The sequence below is a fragment of the Pseudoalteromonas sp. bablab_jr011 genome (genome assembly GCF_016464045.1).
GTDB lineage: Bacteria > Pseudomonadota > Gammaproteobacteria > Enterobacterales > Alteromonadaceae > Pseudoalteromonas > Pseudoalteromonas lipolytica.
Window position 1 is genome coordinate 58,063 of sequence record NZ_JACDWU010000097.1, and the last position, 16,406, is coordinate 74,468.

Annotated in this window: 15 protein-coding genes and 1 pseudogene; 9 read left to right on the plus strand and 7 right to left on the minus strand. The window is 43.0% G+C overall.

The genetic code is table 11. The annotated features are described in order from the left end of the window. Positions 1–17 precede the first annotated feature (17 nt). Both trmH and recG read left to right on the plus strand, forming a co-directional pair. Positions 18–734, plus strand: coding sequence for a tRNA (guanosine(18)-2'-O)-methyltransferase TrmH (gene trmH / locus JIG41_RS03885; RefSeq protein WP_074989357.1), 717 nt, complete (start codon positions 18–20; stop codon positions 732–734). A 38-nt stretch (positions 735–772) separates the two neighbouring features. Then, positions 773–2,854 carry an ATP-dependent DNA helicase RecG gene (recG, locus tag JIG41_RS03890; RefSeq protein ID WP_074989356.1) on the plus strand — a complete coding sequence of 694 codons (2,082 nt, stop codon included), beginning with the start codon at positions 773–775 and terminating at the stop codon, positions 2,852–2,854. A gap of 54 nt (positions 2,855–2,908) precedes the next feature. Here the strand turns inward: recG and JIG41_RS03895 are convergent, their stop codons facing one another. Next, on the minus strand, positions 2,909–3,841 hold the full coding sequence (locus JIG41_RS03895) for a porin (RefSeq protein WP_074989355.1): 933 nt from the start codon (positions 3,839–3,841) through the stop codon (positions 2,909–2,911). Between the two features lie 196 nt (positions 3,842–4,037). After that, complete coding sequence (locus JIG41_RS03900) at positions 4,038–4,892, minus strand: LysR family transcriptional regulator (RefSeq protein ID WP_036973070.1); 855 nt, start codon at positions 4,890–4,892, stop codon at positions 4,038–4,040. Positions 4,893–4,982: 90 nt separating this feature from the next. On the opposite strand from JIG41_RS03900, the gene JIG41_RS03905 reads away from it, so the two are divergent. Beyond that, complete coding sequence (locus JIG41_RS03905; RefSeq protein WP_036973071.1) at positions 4,983–5,357, plus strand: DUF413 domain-containing protein; 375 nt, start codon at positions 4,983–4,985, stop codon at positions 5,355–5,357. Positions 5,358–5,436: 79 nt separating this feature from the next. Continuing rightward, positions 5,437–6,672, plus strand: coding sequence for a diguanylate cyclase (locus tag JIG41_RS03910; protein ID WP_036973072.1), 1,236 nt, complete (start codon positions 5,437–5,439; stop codon positions 6,670–6,672). Between the two features lie 2 nt (positions 6,673–6,674). Here JIG41_RS03910 and rarD read toward each other — a convergent pair whose 3' ends face one another. Next, positions 6,675–7,598, minus strand: coding sequence for an EamA family transporter RarD (gene rarD / locus JIG41_RS03915; RefSeq protein ID WP_036973073.1), 924 nt, complete (start codon positions 7,596–7,598; stop codon positions 6,675–6,677). Positions 7,599–7,987: 389 nt separating this feature from the next. Here rarD and recQ point away from each other — a divergent pair, with 389 nt between their 5' ends. The 4 genes and pseudogenes from recQ (at position 7,988) to JIG41_RS03935 (ending at position 12,523) form a co-directional block, all read left to right on the plus strand. After that, complete coding sequence (gene recQ, locus JIG41_RS03920) at positions 7,988–9,811, plus strand: DNA helicase RecQ (protein ID WP_036973074.1); 1,824 nt, start codon at positions 7,988–7,990, stop codon at positions 9,809–9,811. 7 nt (positions 9,812–9,818) lie between these two features. After that, positions 9,819–10,115: a DUF3630 family protein gene (locus JIG41_RS03925; RefSeq protein ID WP_036973075.1), complete on the plus strand. Its 297-nt coding sequence runs from the start codon at positions 9,819–9,821 to the stop codon at positions 10,113–10,115. A gap of 109 nt (positions 10,116–10,224) precedes the next feature. Then, positions 10,225–11,898, plus strand: a pseudogene (locus tag JIG41_RS03930) (BamA/TamA family outer membrane protein). Positions 11,899–11,962: 64 nt separating this feature from the next. Beyond that, complete coding sequence (locus tag JIG41_RS03935) at positions 11,963–12,523, plus strand: mechanosensitive ion channel domain-containing protein (RefSeq protein WP_036973077.1); 561 nt, start codon at positions 11,963–11,965, stop codon at positions 12,521–12,523. Positions 12,524–12,568: 45 nt separating this feature from the next. Here JIG41_RS03935 and JIG41_RS03940 read toward each other — a convergent pair whose 3' ends face one another. Genes JIG41_RS03940 through JIG41_RS03950 form a run of 3 tightly spaced genes read right to left on the minus strand, consistent with a single transcriptional unit; the run spans position 12,569 to position 15,041 of the window. Next, positions 12,569–13,627 (minus strand): succinylglutamate desuccinylase/aspartoacylase family protein, encoded by a 1,059-nt coding sequence (locus JIG41_RS03940; RefSeq protein ID WP_036973078.1) that lies wholly within the window; start codon positions 13,625–13,627, stop codon positions 12,569–12,571. 33 nt (positions 13,628–13,660) lie between these two features. Further along, complete coding sequence (gene rimK / locus JIG41_RS03945) at positions 13,661–14,566, minus strand: 30S ribosomal protein S6--L-glutamate ligase (RefSeq protein WP_036973079.1); 906 nt, start codon at positions 14,564–14,566, stop codon at positions 13,661–13,663. Positions 14,567–14,618: 52 nt separating this feature from the next. After that, on the minus strand, positions 14,619–15,041 hold the full coding sequence (locus JIG41_RS03950; RefSeq protein WP_036973081.1) for an ATP-dependent zinc protease: 423 nt from the start codon (positions 15,039–15,041) through the stop codon (positions 14,619–14,621). A gap of 160 nt (positions 15,042–15,201) precedes the next feature. On the opposite strand from JIG41_RS03950, the gene zntB reads away from it, so the two are divergent. Next, positions 15,202–16,173, plus strand: coding sequence for a zinc transporter ZntB (gene zntB / locus JIG41_RS03955; protein WP_036973083.1), 972 nt, complete (start codon positions 15,202–15,204; stop codon positions 16,171–16,173). 7 nt (positions 16,174–16,180) lie between these two features. Here zntB and JIG41_RS03960 read toward each other — a convergent pair whose 3' ends face one another. Beyond that, on the minus strand, positions 16,181–16,402 hold the full coding sequence (locus JIG41_RS03960; RefSeq protein ID WP_199524283.1) for a Rho-binding antiterminator: 222 nt from the start codon (positions 16,400–16,402) through the stop codon (positions 16,181–16,183). Between the last annotated feature and the right edge of the window lie 4 nt (positions 16,403–16,406).

Consider the following 16,406-nt stretch of genomic DNA (forward strand, 5'->3'; position numbering starts at 1 on the left):
TCAACGAGCACACAACTATGGATACAACTCGCTTTGAGCGTGTAAAACAGGTGTTAGAACGCCGCCAAACGGACCTAACGGTTTGTTTAGAAGAAGTACACAAGCATCATAATTTATCAGCCATTGCCCGTACCGCTGACGCAACAGGCTGTCATCATGTGCACGCAGTGTGGCCTGACAATCAAAAATGGCTAACCAATAACACCTCTGGTGGCAGCAAAAATTGGTTAGAAACGCACTTGCATCGCACCATAGACGACGCCGTAGCGATGATGCGAGCCCATAATCCAGAAGTGCAAATTTTAGCAACTAACCTCAGTGACGATGCGGTCGACTTTCGCGAAATTGATTACACCAAACCAACGGCTGTGATTGTAGGCCAAGAGCGTGATGGAATTTCGCCTCGCGCACTTGAGCATGCTGATAAACACATCATTATTCCAATGCAAGGGATGGTGCAATCGCTCAATGTATCCGTTGCAGCCGCATTAATTTTGTTTGAAGCACAGCGCCAACGCGAAGAAGCCGGTCTGTATGAACGTAATATGTTAGATGACAGCATAAAACACCGTATTTTATTTGAGGGATGCCACCCTATTATTGCAAAGCAATGCCGCGAAAAAGAACTGCCTTACCCCGCGCTTGATGAAAGTGGAGAAATAGTCGCTGATGATGACTTTTGGCAGATTTTAAAACATACGCAATCGCTTGAAGCCACTAACGACTCACAGTAAACTGAAAAAAGTTTACTAATTAATAATTTGAGTCTCCATTGAGTCATTGTAGCTTAGCGTTATACCCGATAACTGAATTAAAAGGCGTTGGCCCCAAAATGGCCGAGCGCCTTGCTAAGCTTGGGATTCATACAGTGCAAGATATGCTGTTTCATTTACCGCACCGCTATGAAGACCGTACTCGCATTCACCCCATTTGTGAATTACAGCCACACAGCCATGTGAGTGTCGAGGCCACAATTGAAACCAGCCAAATTACATTTGGCAAAAGACGCATGCTGGTTTGCCAAGTTAACGATGGCACAGGTCGTTTAACGCTGCGTTTTTTTAATTTTAGTGCGGCACAAAAAAATGCGCTCAGCGCTGGTAAAATTATTCGCTGTTTTGGTGAAATACGCCGTGGTCGGGTTGGGTTTGAAATGACCCACCCTGAATACAGTTTGTCAGACACACCATCAGAACAACCGACGAACACCACCCTAACACCCGTTTACCCTGTTACTGAAGGCCTTAAGCAGCTATCTATCCGCGCTTTAAGCGACCAAGCCTTAGCTTTACTTGCTAAATATCCCGTTGAAGAATTACTGCCAGAACAATTTCAACCCACTGGCATGCGCTTAAGTGAAGCACTTTTGACCTTGCATCGCCCGCAAAACGATGTCGATTTAACGGCGCTTGAGCAAGGCTTTCACCCTGCTCAGCAACGATTAGTATTTGAAGAGCTGCTCGCACAAAATTTAAGCTTGTTGAAGCTACGCCAAAAAGGCCAAAGTGTAAAAGCTATTGCATTAAAGCCTCATAACCCGCTAGAGACAGAGTTTTTGTCGACACTGGCATTTAGTCCTACCACGGCACAAAGCCGAGTTGTGGCTGAGATCAAGGGCGATCTTCAACACCCTTTCCCAATGATGCGCCTTGTTCAAGGTGATGTAGGCTCAGGAAAAACCCTTGTTGCCGCACTCAGTGCGCTAACAGCAATTAGCGAAGGCTACCAAGTTGCCTTAATGGCTCCGACCGAAATTCTTTCTGAGCAGCATGGTATCAACTTTAGCCAATGGTTTAACAACTTGGGCATTGAAGTCGCATGGCTTGGAGGCAAAAGTAAAGGAAAAGAGCGCACCGCCACACTTGAAAAAATAGCCTCGGGTGAGGCGCAAATGATTGTTGGCACTCATGCGCTGTTCCAAGAGCAGGTCGAATTTAATAACCTTGTCTTAATCATTATTGATGAGCAACATCGCTTTGGTGTGCACCAACGATTATCACTGCGTGAAAAAGGGCGTTTTGGCGACTGTTATCCCCACCAACTGGTTATGACAGCCACACCTATCCCACGCACGTTGGCTATGACCGCGTATGCAGACTTAGAAACCTCTGTAATTGATGAATTACCGCCAGGTCGAACGCCTATCACAACCGTTGCCATTCCAGATACTCGCCGTGAGGAAATCATTCAACGAGTCAGAACAGCCTGCACAGCACAAGGCCGTCAAGTGTATTGGGTTTGTACGCTTATTGACGAGTCTGAGGTATTGCAGTGCCAAGCAGCAGAGGACAGCGCAGCACAATTAAAAGAAGCCCTGCCCGAGCTAAATGTCGGCTTAGTACATGGCCGAATGAAAGCCGCTGAAAAGCAAGCGATTATGAGTGAGTTTAAAGCGGGTAATATTCATGTTTTAGTCGCGACAACGGTGATTGAAGTGGGTGTTGATGTGCCGAATGCCAGCCTGATTATCATTGAAAACCCCGAACGCTTAGGACTTGCGCAATTACATCAATTAAGAGGCCGTGTTGGTCGAGGGGCGATAGCATCGCACTGTGTTCTTCTTTATCACGCGCCTTTATCTGCAACAGCACAAAAACGCTTAGGTGTATTACGCGAAAGTAATGACGGCTTTGTTATTGCCGAAAGAGACCTTGAAATCCGTGGTCCAGGTGAAGTGCTCGGCACCAAGCAAACCGGTTTAGCCGAATTTAAAATCGCCGACCTTAATCGCGACAAACAGACGCTGGCCCATGTCAGACCTATTGCCTTTAAAATGTTAACCGACTACCCAGAGCAATCAAACAAGCTAATTACACGTTGGTTAGCAGGCAAATCAGATTACGCGCTCGCATAAAAAAGCCCCGCATCAATGCAGGGCTTAAAATAAGGGAGTTATCCGTGTGAACGGTTAGAATTTGTATTCAATACCAACGCCTAGGTAATCTTGATCCACTTGGTTGTCCATATCAAATGTTGAGTAGAAACCAAATACTTTGGTGTTTTTGCTAAGCGTGTGATCAACACCAGCAGAGATAGCCGTTTTCTTATCGCCTTCATCAAAATCAATCACTTGGTATTGAACTTTGAACGTGTTGCTATTCATTTTATACGCCGCATTCACCAAGTAACCATCCGCTTCTGCGCTGCCATCCACTTTCTCTTGTGTTTGGTACATAGCACCTAGTTTAAAGTTGCCGACTTTACCTTGTACGGTTGCACGTACAATATCGTAGCCTTTCACTTCACTATCTGCTGCAACAGAGGCATACAGTTTGCTGTCTTTTAATTGAGCGTCACCGTAAGTAACTGCAAGTGAATAACCGTTATCTGCATCAACATCATCTTCTGCAATATAGGTTGCAAGCACTTTAAAGCCACTGAAATCGTTAGATGCGTAAGAAATCGTATTACCTAAACGGTTTTCACCTTTAAATACATTTTTAATATCGCCTTCAAGGTCATTGAATAAATCAATTTTGCCTTGAGATAGCTTCATTGCTGTGTCGTTACGACCAATCACAACCTGACCAAAGCCACCTTTAACACCTACGTATTGGTTACGTGCAGTGATGTTGTCATCATTGTCGCCTTTTGAATCAGCGTCAGATACGTCAACACCAAACTCTAGTTTATAAACAGCTTCTAAGCCTTCAGTTATTTTTTCAGAGCCTTTCAGGCCAAAACGTGAGTTATTGCTTTTGATTTCAGTGAAAGACCCTTCACCATCGTCAGATGATTGAACAGTCACGTTTGCTTTACCATACACATCAACATCCGCTAATGCTGAAAAAGATAAACCACCAAATAAAGCTAAGAATAAGCTAGACTTTGCAAATTTCATGTCGTTTCCTCAATAATCGCAACAAAAACACGTGCTCGTGTTTCAATGCGGGCAGTTTGCCAGCGAAAAATGACAGAAAAATGACAATTGAAATAAAATCGTAAATTTACCTTCATGAAATGTAATTATTTCTGAAATAAAAACGTAACTTACTACTGCAAAATAAAATTTTATTTAAAGCATCGTTTAAAATTTTTTAAGCTTTAATTTTTAATTCAGTCAATAAAGTCACCAATTTCTCTAATAGTGGCGTTTGTTCATTATCTCTGTGGTAGGCAACAAACACATCTCGCGAGGTATGCGCCACATCTTCAACATGATATAGCTCACCCGCTTTAAGCTGCTCCTCGACTAATAACTGAGGAATAAAGGCACTACCGCCACACTTCAAAATTAAGTCTAAGGCAATACGCCCGGTGCTGGTTCTAAAATAAGGAGGAGCGTGACCATTAAACTCACGAGCATGCCATAACGAAAACGAGGTGCCCCAGTCTACATACACATACTGGTTATCAAAAAAGTTCTCACTGTTTGCTGTTTCGTATGCACTCACCGGAATGATCGGCAATTCACAAATACGCTCAACAATTAACTCATCTACTTTAGGGGGATCGAACAGCACGGCTAAATCGAGTGTGCGCTCAAGTAATAAACGCGTGCTCTCTTGCTGCGCCTTCACTTCAGCAACCAATGAAACTCCCGGCATTGCCGAGACAATATTCGTGATCCCAAACTGTAAAAAAGCATCCCAAATATTCGGAGTGCCTGCTAAACTAATTTGCTTATGCATATTATCAGCAAGTGCCACATCGACTTTAGCCCTTTGCATGCCGGTGATAATCATTTGTGCGTGAGGTAAGAGTCGTTCACCCGGCGCTGTTAGCTGTATATTATTACGCTGACGAATAAATAAATTAACGCCTAAACCTTGCTCTAATTGACGGATCCGAAAACTCACAGCAGACTGGGTAATGTACAGGTTTTCAGCTGCCTTACCAAAGTGACGTGTGCGCACCACTTCAACAAAGGTCTTTAATAAATCGATATCCATTTTTTACCCTTACGATAAAAATAACTTGTTTAATAAAATCGACAACTTGATCCATACTCCTGCAAGAAAATAGGGTATGAGGATACAGCCATGAGCAATGACATTTCATCACTTCGTCAGGCATTCGTAAGCCAACGTCAATTTTATGATGATCAAAACTTCCCACGCGGTTTTGGTCGTAGTGGTCACTTCACTTTGCTAGAAGCCGACATTCTCGAACAGCATGGTGTTGTACTAAAGGGTTTATACAACAAAACCCTAGAACCACAAAATGAATTTCAAACTCAATTTGTGCAAGTAGTCACAGGTAACCTAGAAGCAACCAACCCAATTGAGCGCGCTTGGATAAAATACCTAAAACAAACTACCTGCAAAACTAAGTTTCATACTTTGTTCGGTCGTTCTCGTATCGCGAGCCCGACACCACAAAGCGTTGATTATTATTCTGAGTCGGATAGTTTGTAAGCAAGTTGCTTTTTTAACTTTTTAGAGTTACAACATGTAATAACTTACGCTACGCGATAAAGTTATTACAAGGTAAAACGTGACCAGAAAAATATTAATCATTGAAGATGCACCTACTATTGCGCGAGTGCAAAAGCATATCGCGCATAAAGTAGGGTTTGAAGCAGACATCGCAACATCGTTAGCTGAAGCTAAACAACTTATTGCTGAAAATAACTATTTTTGCGCCGTTGTTGATTTTATCCTTCCAGATGCACCCAACGGTGAAGCCATCCCCTGCAGCGTCGATGCCGACATTCCTACCATCGTTATGACCGGCAATTTAGACGAAAAAACCCGAAACACGGTCGAAAAGCATCCTATCATTGATTACATCACCAAAGAAAATAAACAAGCCTATCAATACTTAGAAAAACAACTGACTCGCCTACCGCGTAATGAACAAATATTGGTTTTAGTGGTTGATGACTCCCCCGCAACTCGCCGTCACATTTGTAATCTACTCGCACGACATAAGTACCAAGTTATTGAAGCGGTAGATGGCGTAGATGCACTGCGAGTCTTAGCAGAAAACCCCTCAATCTCTGTGATCATTACTGATAACGAAATGCCTAATATGAATGGCGATCAGCTCTGTGTCGAAATTCGTCGCCTGTATAACAATGACGAAAAAGCCATAATTGGTATTTCAGCACAAGATACCTTGCATTTATCAACGCGTTTTTTAAAGTCTGGCGCTGACGATTATTTAAGTAAGCCCTTTAATAACGAAGAGTTTTATTGTCGCTTAAGCCAAAACGTCGACATGTTAGAAAATATTAAAACGATTCGCTTACAAGCGAATACCGACTACCTAACATCATTGCCTAACCGCCGCTATTTCTTTGGCGAGGCGAGTCAGCATTTAAAAGCGGCACACGCGGCAAAAAAATCGGTCTCACTCGGCATGATTGATATCGATTACTTTAAATCAATTAACGACAAGTACGGTCATGACTCAGGTGATGATGTACTCAAATGCCTGTCACGGTGCCTACTTAAGTACTTTAAAGATAATTTAGTCGGACGCTTAGGCGGAGAAGAGTTTGCTGTCTTTTTTGCTGATAATGATCCGCAACAAGCACAGCAACGATTAGAAAAATTTCGCCATTTCATCGAAAAACACAGCGCGGAATTTAGTCGTGACAACATTACATTTACGCTATCTATCGGATTTCATAATGGGCCTGTTTACAGCATTGATGAACTGATAAAACAGGCCGATTTAAAACTCTATCAAGCCAAAGAGACTGGCCGTAACAAGTTAGTGAGCTGATATTAAATAGGTTTAGTCACTGCTTTTAATGATGCTTTACGCTGCTTACGGCTTTGACGGTACGAATCCCAACTGAACAAAGCCAGCGCGCTCCATATACACGCAAACGTTATCACCCTTTCAGCATCAAATACTTCGCCATAAAATGCCACTGCAAGCACAAACATTAAACTTGGACCAATATACTGAAAAAAGCCCAATGTACTGTACTGCAAACGTTTAGCAGCGCCTGTAAAACACAGCAAAGGCAACGTGGTCACCACACCTGCACTAATAAGTAACAGATTGATATGCCAATCATTGGCAGTAAAATCAGAACTGGCTGTGGGCACCATTAACCACCAGTAAACCAGAGCAACAGGCAGTAAAATTAACGCTTCAAGTAATAACCCTGGCAGCGATTCGATAGGCAGCTTTTTACGCAGTAAGCCATAGATAGCGAACGAGCCTGCCAAAGAAAAAGCCACGATTGGAAAAGAGCCAAAGCTGAGCAATTGTAATAATACACCGCATAATGCAAGGCCAACGGCTACGCCTTGCCATTTACGCAGTCGCTCACCTAAAAACAGCATACCTAACAACACATTTAAAAGTGGGTTTATGTAATAACCCAAACTCGCATCGAGCATGTGGTTATTGTTTACCGCCCAAATAAACAAGCCCCAGTTAAAGCCAAGCAAACTGGCCGTTACCACCAGCATTAGGAGCAACTTAGGCTGACCTAATACAACGCGAATGCGCTGCCATTGATGGCGTGCAGCAATAATGATCAACAAAAATAACACCGACCAAATAACACGGTGCATCAAGATTTCAAAGGCAGATATATTCTGTAAAAGTTTAAAATAAATGGGTGCTAAGCCCCACATAAAAAACGCTAAACATGCGAAAATTACCCCTTTTCGCTGTTCAAGATTGGTAGGCATAAGTCAGGCTTTATAGATTAAAAACACTATTTTACGCCGCCTATTTACTGGCGCAACTAAAACGCGGCAAATAAACCCATGTATACCCAAACCACCTCAAGATGCGAGTTTCAGTTGGAATTAAAAGCGATTTAGGCAAGACATTGATTGCAAGTAATAGTGGTTCTATTGTTAAAATCAATAACGCAGTATAAATCGCTTTTAAACCAACCCTTTGGGCGCTCTACAGGCACTTACTCTCATCGTTGTTACTTCTTAAAAGGGACTGCCATTGTTGCAAAGTAACGCCTTGATATTAAGCACCTGTGAAACGCTGAATTCTGCATATTGAGGTCGTTTAGGTATATTGCTACAGACATCATCCAAAAAAAACACTAAAATGCTCGGCGATGAATACCAATACCGCAATGACTAACACCCCCGTTCGATCACCACAAGCCGTACTCAAACAAGTGTTTGGTTACAAGGATTTTCGTGATGGTCAAGAAGCGATTATAGCCGCAGCGCTTGACGGACAAGACTCGCTCGTCTTGTTACCAACAGGTGGGGGAAAATCACTTTGCTATCAAGTACCCGCCTTGATCCTTGATGGTGTCACTGTCGTCATTTCGCCGCTTATTTCATTAATGCAAGACCAAGTTGCACAACTCAAAGCACTGGGCGTTCAGGCCGCTTATATTAACAACAGTCTGCCATTCGAAGAGCAGCAAGCGGTGTACCAGCAACTGCATTACGGGCAAATAAAACTGTTGTACGTTGCACCTGAAAAAGTCTTACAACACGAATTTTTAGAGCGCCTTAGTCACCTAAAACTCGCTCTGTTTGCTATTGATGAAGCACACTGTGTCTCGCATTGGGGCCATGATTTTAGGCCTCACTATTGTCGGCTTAATGAGCTAAAACAGCGCTTTATGCATGTTCCGATGATGGCATTAACTGCCACAGCCGATAAAGCGACACGTTACGATATTATTGAGCAGCTACAGCTTAATCAGCCTTACGTACACACAGGCAGCTTTGATAGGCCCAATATTCGTTACACCATCGAAGAAAAATTCAAACCCATGGTGCAGCTGCTGCGTTATTTAAAAGAGCAGCAAAACCAAAGTGGAATAATTTACTGCACCAGCCGTAAACGTGTTGATGATGTTGCCGAAAAACTCGCTGATGCAGGCTTTAATGCCGCGGCTTATCATGCGGGGATGAGTAACGAACAACGACAATTTGTGCAGTCAGGTTTTGCCCGTGACGATATTCAAATTGTAGTAGCAACGGTTGCCTTTGGTATGGGAATTAATAAACCTAATGTACGCTTTGTTGTGCATTACGATATTCCTAAAAGTGTTGAAGCTTACTACCAAGAAACAGGCCGTGCTGGTCGTGATGGCTTAGCCGCTGAAGCGATAATGTATTTTGATCCGGCCGACATAGGACGCGTTCGTCGCTTTTTTGAAGATATCGAAGATGAGCAACGCCGCCGAGTAGAAGAGCAACGCTTTAATGCGATGGCCAGCTTTGCTGAAGCCCAAACATGTCGCAGACAAATCCTGCTCAACTATTTTAGCGAGTACAAACGTGAAACCTGTGGCAACTGCGATATTTGCTTAAATCCACCGACAAGCTTTGACGGCACGTTGGTCGCGCAACAAGCACTCTCGTGCGTATATCGTGCAGAGCAGCGTTTTGGTATTGGTTATATTGTTGAATTGCTGCGCGGGGCAAATACCAGCCGTATCCGCGATAATAATCACCACCAGCTGAGCACTTACGGTATAGGCAAAGATCACAGTGTGGAGTTTTGGCTAAGCATTTTAAGGCAGCTTATTCACCAAGGCTTATTAAGCCAAGATATAACTCAGGGCTCTTCACTGCGCTTAACCGAAGCAGCTCGTGCAGTACTTAAAAGTGAATACGCCCTGCAATTAGCCGAGCCACGCTTACAAGCCAAACACGTTTATCAAGATAAACTCGCGCAATTTAATTACGACAAAAAGCTGTTTGCTAGATTACGAGCTCTGCGTAAGGAGTTGGCTGATGCGGATGACGTTCCTCCGTATGTCGTTTTCAATGATAAAACGCTGGCTGAAATGGCACAGCTCATGCCGACCAATGATAGCGAATTTTTAAAAGTATCAGGCGTGGGGTTTACGAAGCTAAACAAGTACGGTTCTCCTTTTTTAAACACCATTCGCGACTACCTCGCCGCCCACTAGGATTACAATGACTAACCTTATTTATGACGCCGAGTATGAAATAATTGTCATTAACTCACGCGACCTGCCTAACGATGAAGATTTTGAACTGTGGGCTACCCTCTTTTTGCACGCCCCCGCAATTAAAATTGCAGACTTTGATGCCGGTGCCGATCGTCATCAGTTAAGGTTTCACTTTACAGATCATAGTTTTAATCTAAACTTTGAACATTATAGCGAAAGTGTTTGGATAAACGCTGAAGGCGTTGAAGCGGCGAGTGTTTTGCCAAAACTTCATCAGTATTTAGTCATGCAGTTACAATAATAAGCTAGACTTTTTCTCACGCTTAGTATGTAGTAGTTGCATAGCAAATAAACAACTAAGGGTGTAAATGGGATTTAAGCAGTCGCACTTTGTTGCTCAGATTTTACCAATGGTGTTACTTAGCGTAACATCGCATGCCTATGCAGAGCAGGTACTCGCTGACAATAATAACTACTGTCACAACCAACGCACTCTTAAAACGCAAGACAACAACTTACGTCGCCAGCTCGATACTGACAATCCCCTCCCCGAAGCCGGCGATAACCGCAAAATCACTTCCATTAAGCTTGAACAGCTCAATGTGTTCAATACCGCACTTGAAGAAGAAAACAACGCGTTATTTCGCTTTGCGAATCGTGCTCATATGACAACCGAACCCGAAGTGATTCACAGTGTACTGCTGTTTTCAGAAGGGGATATTTATCAACCTCGTAAGTTACTAGAATCAGAACGACTCTTGCGTAAACAAGGTTATTTATACGATGCACGCATTCATGCTGAACTTGATTGCGACGGCAACGTGAATGTTAAAGTCGTTACGCGTGACTTGTGGACTTTGCTGCCCGAAATTAGCTTTAGTCGCAGCGGCGGTGAAAACGAATCAAGTATAGGCTTTCGTGAATCAAACTTTTTAGGCTGGGGTAAACGGGTGTCTTTCTCGCGTACGCACGATGCAGACCGCACCGGGTATTTATTTGTATACGATGACCCTAATATCTTTTCGAGTCGCTACCGTGGTCGACTCGAATATTCAGATAACGATGATGGTAAACGCCATTACATCGATGTTAGTTACCCATTCTACTCAATTGATACTCCTTACAGTTACGGTGCAACTAGTTACTCAGACCAGCGCCGTGAGCCACTCTATTATCGCGGCGAAGTTGTCAGTGAGTTCGAGCAAAAAACCACCCTCAATCGCGCTTACTTTGGACATTCAAGTCAACTTGCCCGAAGCTGGACACAACGAATCAGTTTAGGAATAGAAAACCGTGAAGACACCTTTAAAGCCATTGCTGCCACCCAGTTACCTATCGCAGATGATCGCAGCCTAAGTTACCCGTTCATCAGTGCGCAATGGTTCGAAGACCATTATGTAAAAGTAAGAAATTTCGACAGTATTTATCGTACTGAAGACCTAAATCTTGGCTGGAATATTCAAGCATTACTGGGTTATTCAAGTAAAGATTTTAGCGATGATGCCAGCCGGACTATTTATTCTTTGTCTCTGTCAAAAGCCCATTACAGCGGAGATAATCAGCTATGGCGCTTTAAAGCTGATATAGATGGTTATTGGAACGAAGAATAAGACGATGTCGAAAATCTCATAACCAGTAGCCAAGTACAATACTATTTGAATACCAGTTTACAACAAAGCTGGTATGCCAAAGTGCGCCTGCAATATGCCAAAAACCTAACAGCCGATAAACAACTCACCCTTGGCGGCGAAAATGGTTTACGTGGCTACCCGCTTGATTATCAAATTGGCGATCGTAGCTTTTTAGTAAGTCTCGAAAAACGCTATTATTGGGAATATGACTTACTGCAACTATTTAAAGTCGGTGGCGCGGCTTTTTACGACATCGGCCGCGCTTGGTATAACGACAAAGATAACGGCACGAATGGTAATGTACTGCAAAATATCGGTGTTGGCTTACGGTTAGCACCCAGTCGAGCAAATGCCGGAACAGTCATTCACCTCGATATTGCTGCGCCTATCAACAAAAAGGACAGCGACATTGATTCTGTGCAATGGCTTGTCACCGTTAAAAATACTTTCTAAGATAGTGTTATTCGGTTAGTAAAGAGCTAAAATCTCGACGCTTAACATTAATGTAGGATCCCCCTTGGACTTCGAAACACTCTTTAACGAGCAATACCATTTAATCGTGACGATTATCGCGATTTTACTTTACCCATTACTAAGAAAAACCACAAAGAAACTGCTGTTAAAAGCCATCAAAGGTAAAGCAGACCCTCATCGTGTTTATCGTGCAGAACTGCTACTAAACATTATTCTCGCCATTGTAATGCTGTGCCTAGTGTTAGTATTTTGGGGCATTGAGCTGCGCGGTTTATTAGTTTTAGGTTCATCACTATTTGCTATGTTAGGTGTCGCCCTATTCGCAGCGTGGTCGTTATTGAGTAATTTAACCGCCTTTTTATTAATGTTCATTCAAAACGACTGTCGTGTGGGCTATTGGATACGTGTCATCGATGGCGCAAACTTTTTAGAGGGACGTATCATTGAAATGGGTTTGATGAACGTGGTGCTTGAGCATGTCGATGGTCACAAGGTTATTTACCCCAATAATATTTTTGTTACTCGCCCAGTAATGGTACTCAATAAAGCCCCTACTCCGAGTAAAACGCAATCAACAAAGCGTATTCTGGGACCCAAAAAATAAAGCCGCAAATGCGGCTTTTATTTTATGTATTGACGATGTCAGCAACTAATTATTGAGTTCAGCCGTTTTAAGCTCGTCTTCAATATCGCTTATTTCGTCAATAAAGGTTTCTAGCTGTTGCTCTACCAAGCTATTCGCATGCGCAAAGTAAGCAAGATGGAATACCGCATCGCCCTCATTTACAAGCGGCATGGTTTGCTGGCCAATTACAATGCCACTTCGTGGCGCTAATAGCTCAAGCTCAGCATCACCAAGTGGACTGCTGATATAAGCGAGCACTTGCCCTTTCATGACGCGCTCACCAAGGGATACTTGCGCACGGACAATACCATCAACCTCTGCACGCACCCAACTTGTTGAACTTGCAATCACTGGCTCTGGGAGTTTTTTCGCCCGCTTACCACGCACCATTTTTAAATGACGCATAACATAATCAACGCCTTGCACACCGGCTGCAATCGCAATGGGGTCGAATCGCAGCGCTTCACCCGCTTCGTAGGTTATCACTGGAATACCTAAATTAGCCGCTTCACTGCGTAAAGAGCCATTGCGTAATGAGGCGTCTATCACCGCTGGTGTACCAAATGCTTTTGCCATAGCCGCGGTATCAGGATCACTTAAGTTAGCCCTAATTTGCGGTAAGTTAGTACGATGAATCGCACCAGTGTGCAAATCAATAATGTGCGTACAGTGCATTGCCACCTGCGAGAAAAAGGCATTCGCCATTCGCCCAGCTAATGACCCCCGTGTTGAACCAGGAAAACTGCGATTCATATCACGACGGTCAGGTAAATAACGCGACTTATGGATAAAGCCAAATACATTCACTATTGGCACCGCTATAATTGTGCCGCGTAATTGTTCAGGCTCAATTTTTGCGAGCAATTGCCTTACAACCTCAACACCATTGAGCTCATCACCATGAATTGCCGCGCATACCATTAACACAGGCCCTTGCTGGACCCCATTAACGACTTCAATTGGAATATTAAGTGGTGAGTGGGTATAAAGCTTTGCTGCTTCAATCGAAAACGTTTTACGTTCACCCACACCAACCGTATCACCTAAAATTGAAAACGGAGTATTTTTCTTAACCTTTGCCACGCACTTTTCCTTTTACTAGAGCGCTTGTAAATCTTAGCCTTTACCACGTGTTGCAGTTCTTTTCGTTGCTGCATTTTTTTCAATAAAATCAACAATCATGCCTGCAATATCTTTACCCGTAGCGACTTCGATACCTTCAAGACCCGGCGATGAGTTAACTTCCATCACTAATGGTCCTCGTGCTGAGCGAAGTAAATCAACGCCCGCTACGTTTAAGCCCATTGCTTTTGCTGCAGCAACGGCTGTTTTTCTTTCTTCAGGGGTAATGCGAACCAATGTCGCACTGCCGCCACGGTGTAAGTTAGAGCGGAACTCACCTTCTTGTGCTTGACGCTTCATCGCTGCGATTACTTTATCGCCCAAAACGAAACAGCGAATATCTGCACCGCCCGCTTCCTTGATGTACTCTTGCACCATGATGTTCGCTTTTAAGCCCATGAAAGCTTCGATTACACTTTCTGCAGCTTTGCGCGTTTCGGCTAACACAACACCAATGCCTTGTGTACCCTCTAGTAACTTAATAACCACCGGTGTACCGCCAACCATACTTAGTAAGTCTTTAACATCATCAGGCTTGCTTGCAAACCCTGTGACAGGCATGCCTACACCTTTACGCGATAATAGCTGTAATGAACGTAATTTATCGCGAGAGCGTGAAATAGCCACTGATTCATTTACAGGGAACACGCCCATCATTTCAAATTGACGTAATACTGCACACCCATAGAAAGTCACTGACGAGCCAATACGCGGAACAATAGCATCAAAATCTTTTAAATTTTCGCCGCGGTAATGAATTTCTGGTTGATCAGAATTAATGTTCATATAACAACGCAATGCATCAATCACTTTTACTTCATGACCACGTTGCTCAGCTGCTTCAATTAAGCGACGTGTTGAATATAAGTTTTGGTTGCGAGATAAAATACCAAGTTTCATAGTTAAAACCTTTACTGACAAACTCACACACTGAGCGTGCTATGAGCGCCTTTTATAATAAATGAGATAAAGCCGGATCGACGACTATGCGATTTTCCATTGCTGTACGCCCTAACAACATTCTAAACTTCATTGTTGAACGGTTACTTAAAGTCACTCTAACGGGCCAGCTTTGGCTTCCTGCGACTAACGTTGTTTCTATAAAGTAACGAAGCTCTCTTTGACCACTTGAACTGGTCACATACTTACGCTCCATCACTTTTGCACGACAGTGGACCACAGTATCCACATCATCCTGCAGAGGCTGGGTTGTGAATTTCACCCAGTTTTCGCCATTTTCTGAAAACTCTTCAATATCAAAAGCATGAATACACGATGTACGCGCCCCCGTGTCCACTTTTGCTTTGATTTTATCAATTCCTAAATCAGGAAGGCTTAGCCATTCGCGCCAGCCAACGATAATTTTTGCACTCATTAATGTGCCCTCTATAAAAAAGTGTCTTATACGCTACAGAGCTAGAAACACCAACAAAATATATTCATCTCATCGATAAATCGATTTCATTAATATAGTCTTGACTATACTAATGTATATACTCAACTATATCGCACTATTTGTAAAATGAGAGTTCAATATGATCAATGGGTTACTTCATGTCTTAATTTTAGACGAGCAAGGCGGTGCACGTGCTATTGACAATAGTACCGAGCTGGAGAATTGGCAACCCGAACATGGAAAACTTTGGGTTCATATGGATTACAGCCAAGCTGACGCTGTAAAGTGGCTTGCTGACAGTAATTTCCTGACTGACTATGAATTAGCATCCCTGATTGCGGATGAGACGCGTCCACGCCTAACAAAAGTAACCAACGGTTCGATGCTCTTTTTACGTGGCGTTAATTTAAATCCCGCACAAAGCCCAGAAGACATGGTGTCTTTGCGCTTATTTATAAACGAAAACGTTATTATCACAACCCGCAAACGCCGTTTACTCTCAGTGCAAGATGTTGTTGCAACATTTGATGACGGTAACGGTCCATGTTCAATTTCAGAGCTTGTGTGTCAATTAGCGCAAAATCTTACATCGCGTATGCAAGGGGTCATTGATAGCCTTGATGACACGTTGGATATATTTGAAGACGAAATTGATGAGCCAAGCAAAGGTTTTGATAACCAAGCTTTAGCACAAATGCGCCGTCAGACCATCGCCCTAAAACGCTATTTAAGGCCACAAAAAGAGGCCCTTATTACGTTGTTAAACAACAAATACAAGTGGTTAGATGAAGACGACAAAGCCCGTTTAAACGAAACAACCAATATGTTGATTCGCTTTTTAGAAGAGCTAGACAGCTCAATTGAACGTGCACAAATTATTCAACAGACTATTGCTAACCAAGTGTCTGAACAACTTAATCAGCGTATGTATGTGATGTCGGTCGTTGCAGCATTGTTTTTACCATTAGGCTTCTTAACGGGCTTACTTGGTGTCAATGTGGGCGGCATTCCGGGCACGGAAAGTCCGTATGCATTTAGCCTATTTTTAATCTTCTTAGTGGTCCTTACCGTTGGTATTGGTATCTACTTTAAGAATAAAAAGTGGTTATAAGCCTACCTTAGCGTGGCTCAACAGATTTGATTAAATCAAGGCGAACGCCGTGTTCGCCTTTTTTTGTGCTCAAAATTAAGTGCTCACCTTCAGGACTTATAATCTGTAAGTTAATCGCTTTGCCATTTACTTGCTCGCCTGAGTGCAATGTAATCTGTAAGTCTATTGAGTGCATACACCACAATTCGAATTGGTCGTAATCACCACATGCAATGGGTTGATAAGTCATGTTT

Coding starts and splice junctions, on each gene's coding strand:
- trmH (WP_074989357.1), top strand. CDS start 18: ATGGATACAACTCGCTTTGAGCGTGTAAAACAGGTGTTAGAACGCCGC.
- JIG41_RS03895 (WP_074989355.1), bottom strand. CDS start 3,841: ATGAAATTTGCAAAGTCTAGCTTATTCTTAGCTTTATTTGGTGGTTTA.
- JIG41_RS03900 (WP_036973070.1), bottom strand. CDS start 4,892: ATGGATATCGATTTATTAAAGACCTTTGTTGAAGTGGTGCGCACACGT.
- JIG41_RS03905 (WP_036973071.1), top strand. CDS start 4,983: ATGAGCAATGACATTTCATCACTTCGTCAGGCATTCGTAAGCCAACGT.
- rarD (WP_036973073.1), bottom strand. CDS start 7,598: ATGCCTACCAATCTTGAACAGCGAAAAGGGGTAATTTTCGCATGTTTA.
- recQ (WP_036973074.1), top strand. CDS start 7,988: ATGAATACCAATACCGCAATGACTAACACCCCCGTTCGATCACCACAA.
- JIG41_RS03925 (WP_036973075.1), top strand. CDS start 9,819: ATGACTAACCTTATTTATGACGCCGAGTATGAAATAATTGTCATTAAC.
- rimK (WP_036973079.1), bottom strand. CDS start 14,566: ATGAAACTTGGTATTTTATCTCGCAACCAAAACTTATATTCAACACGT.
- JIG41_RS03950 (WP_036973081.1), bottom strand. CDS start 15,041: ATGAGTGCAAAAATTATCGTTGGCTGGCGCGAATGGCTAAGCCTTCCT.
- zntB (WP_036973083.1), top strand. CDS start 15,202: ATGATCAATGGGTTACTTCATGTCTTAATTTTAGACGAGCAAGGCGGT.
- JIG41_RS03960 (WP_199524283.1), bottom strand. CDS start 16,402: ATGACTTATCAACCCATTGCATGTGGTGATTACGACCAATTCGAATTG.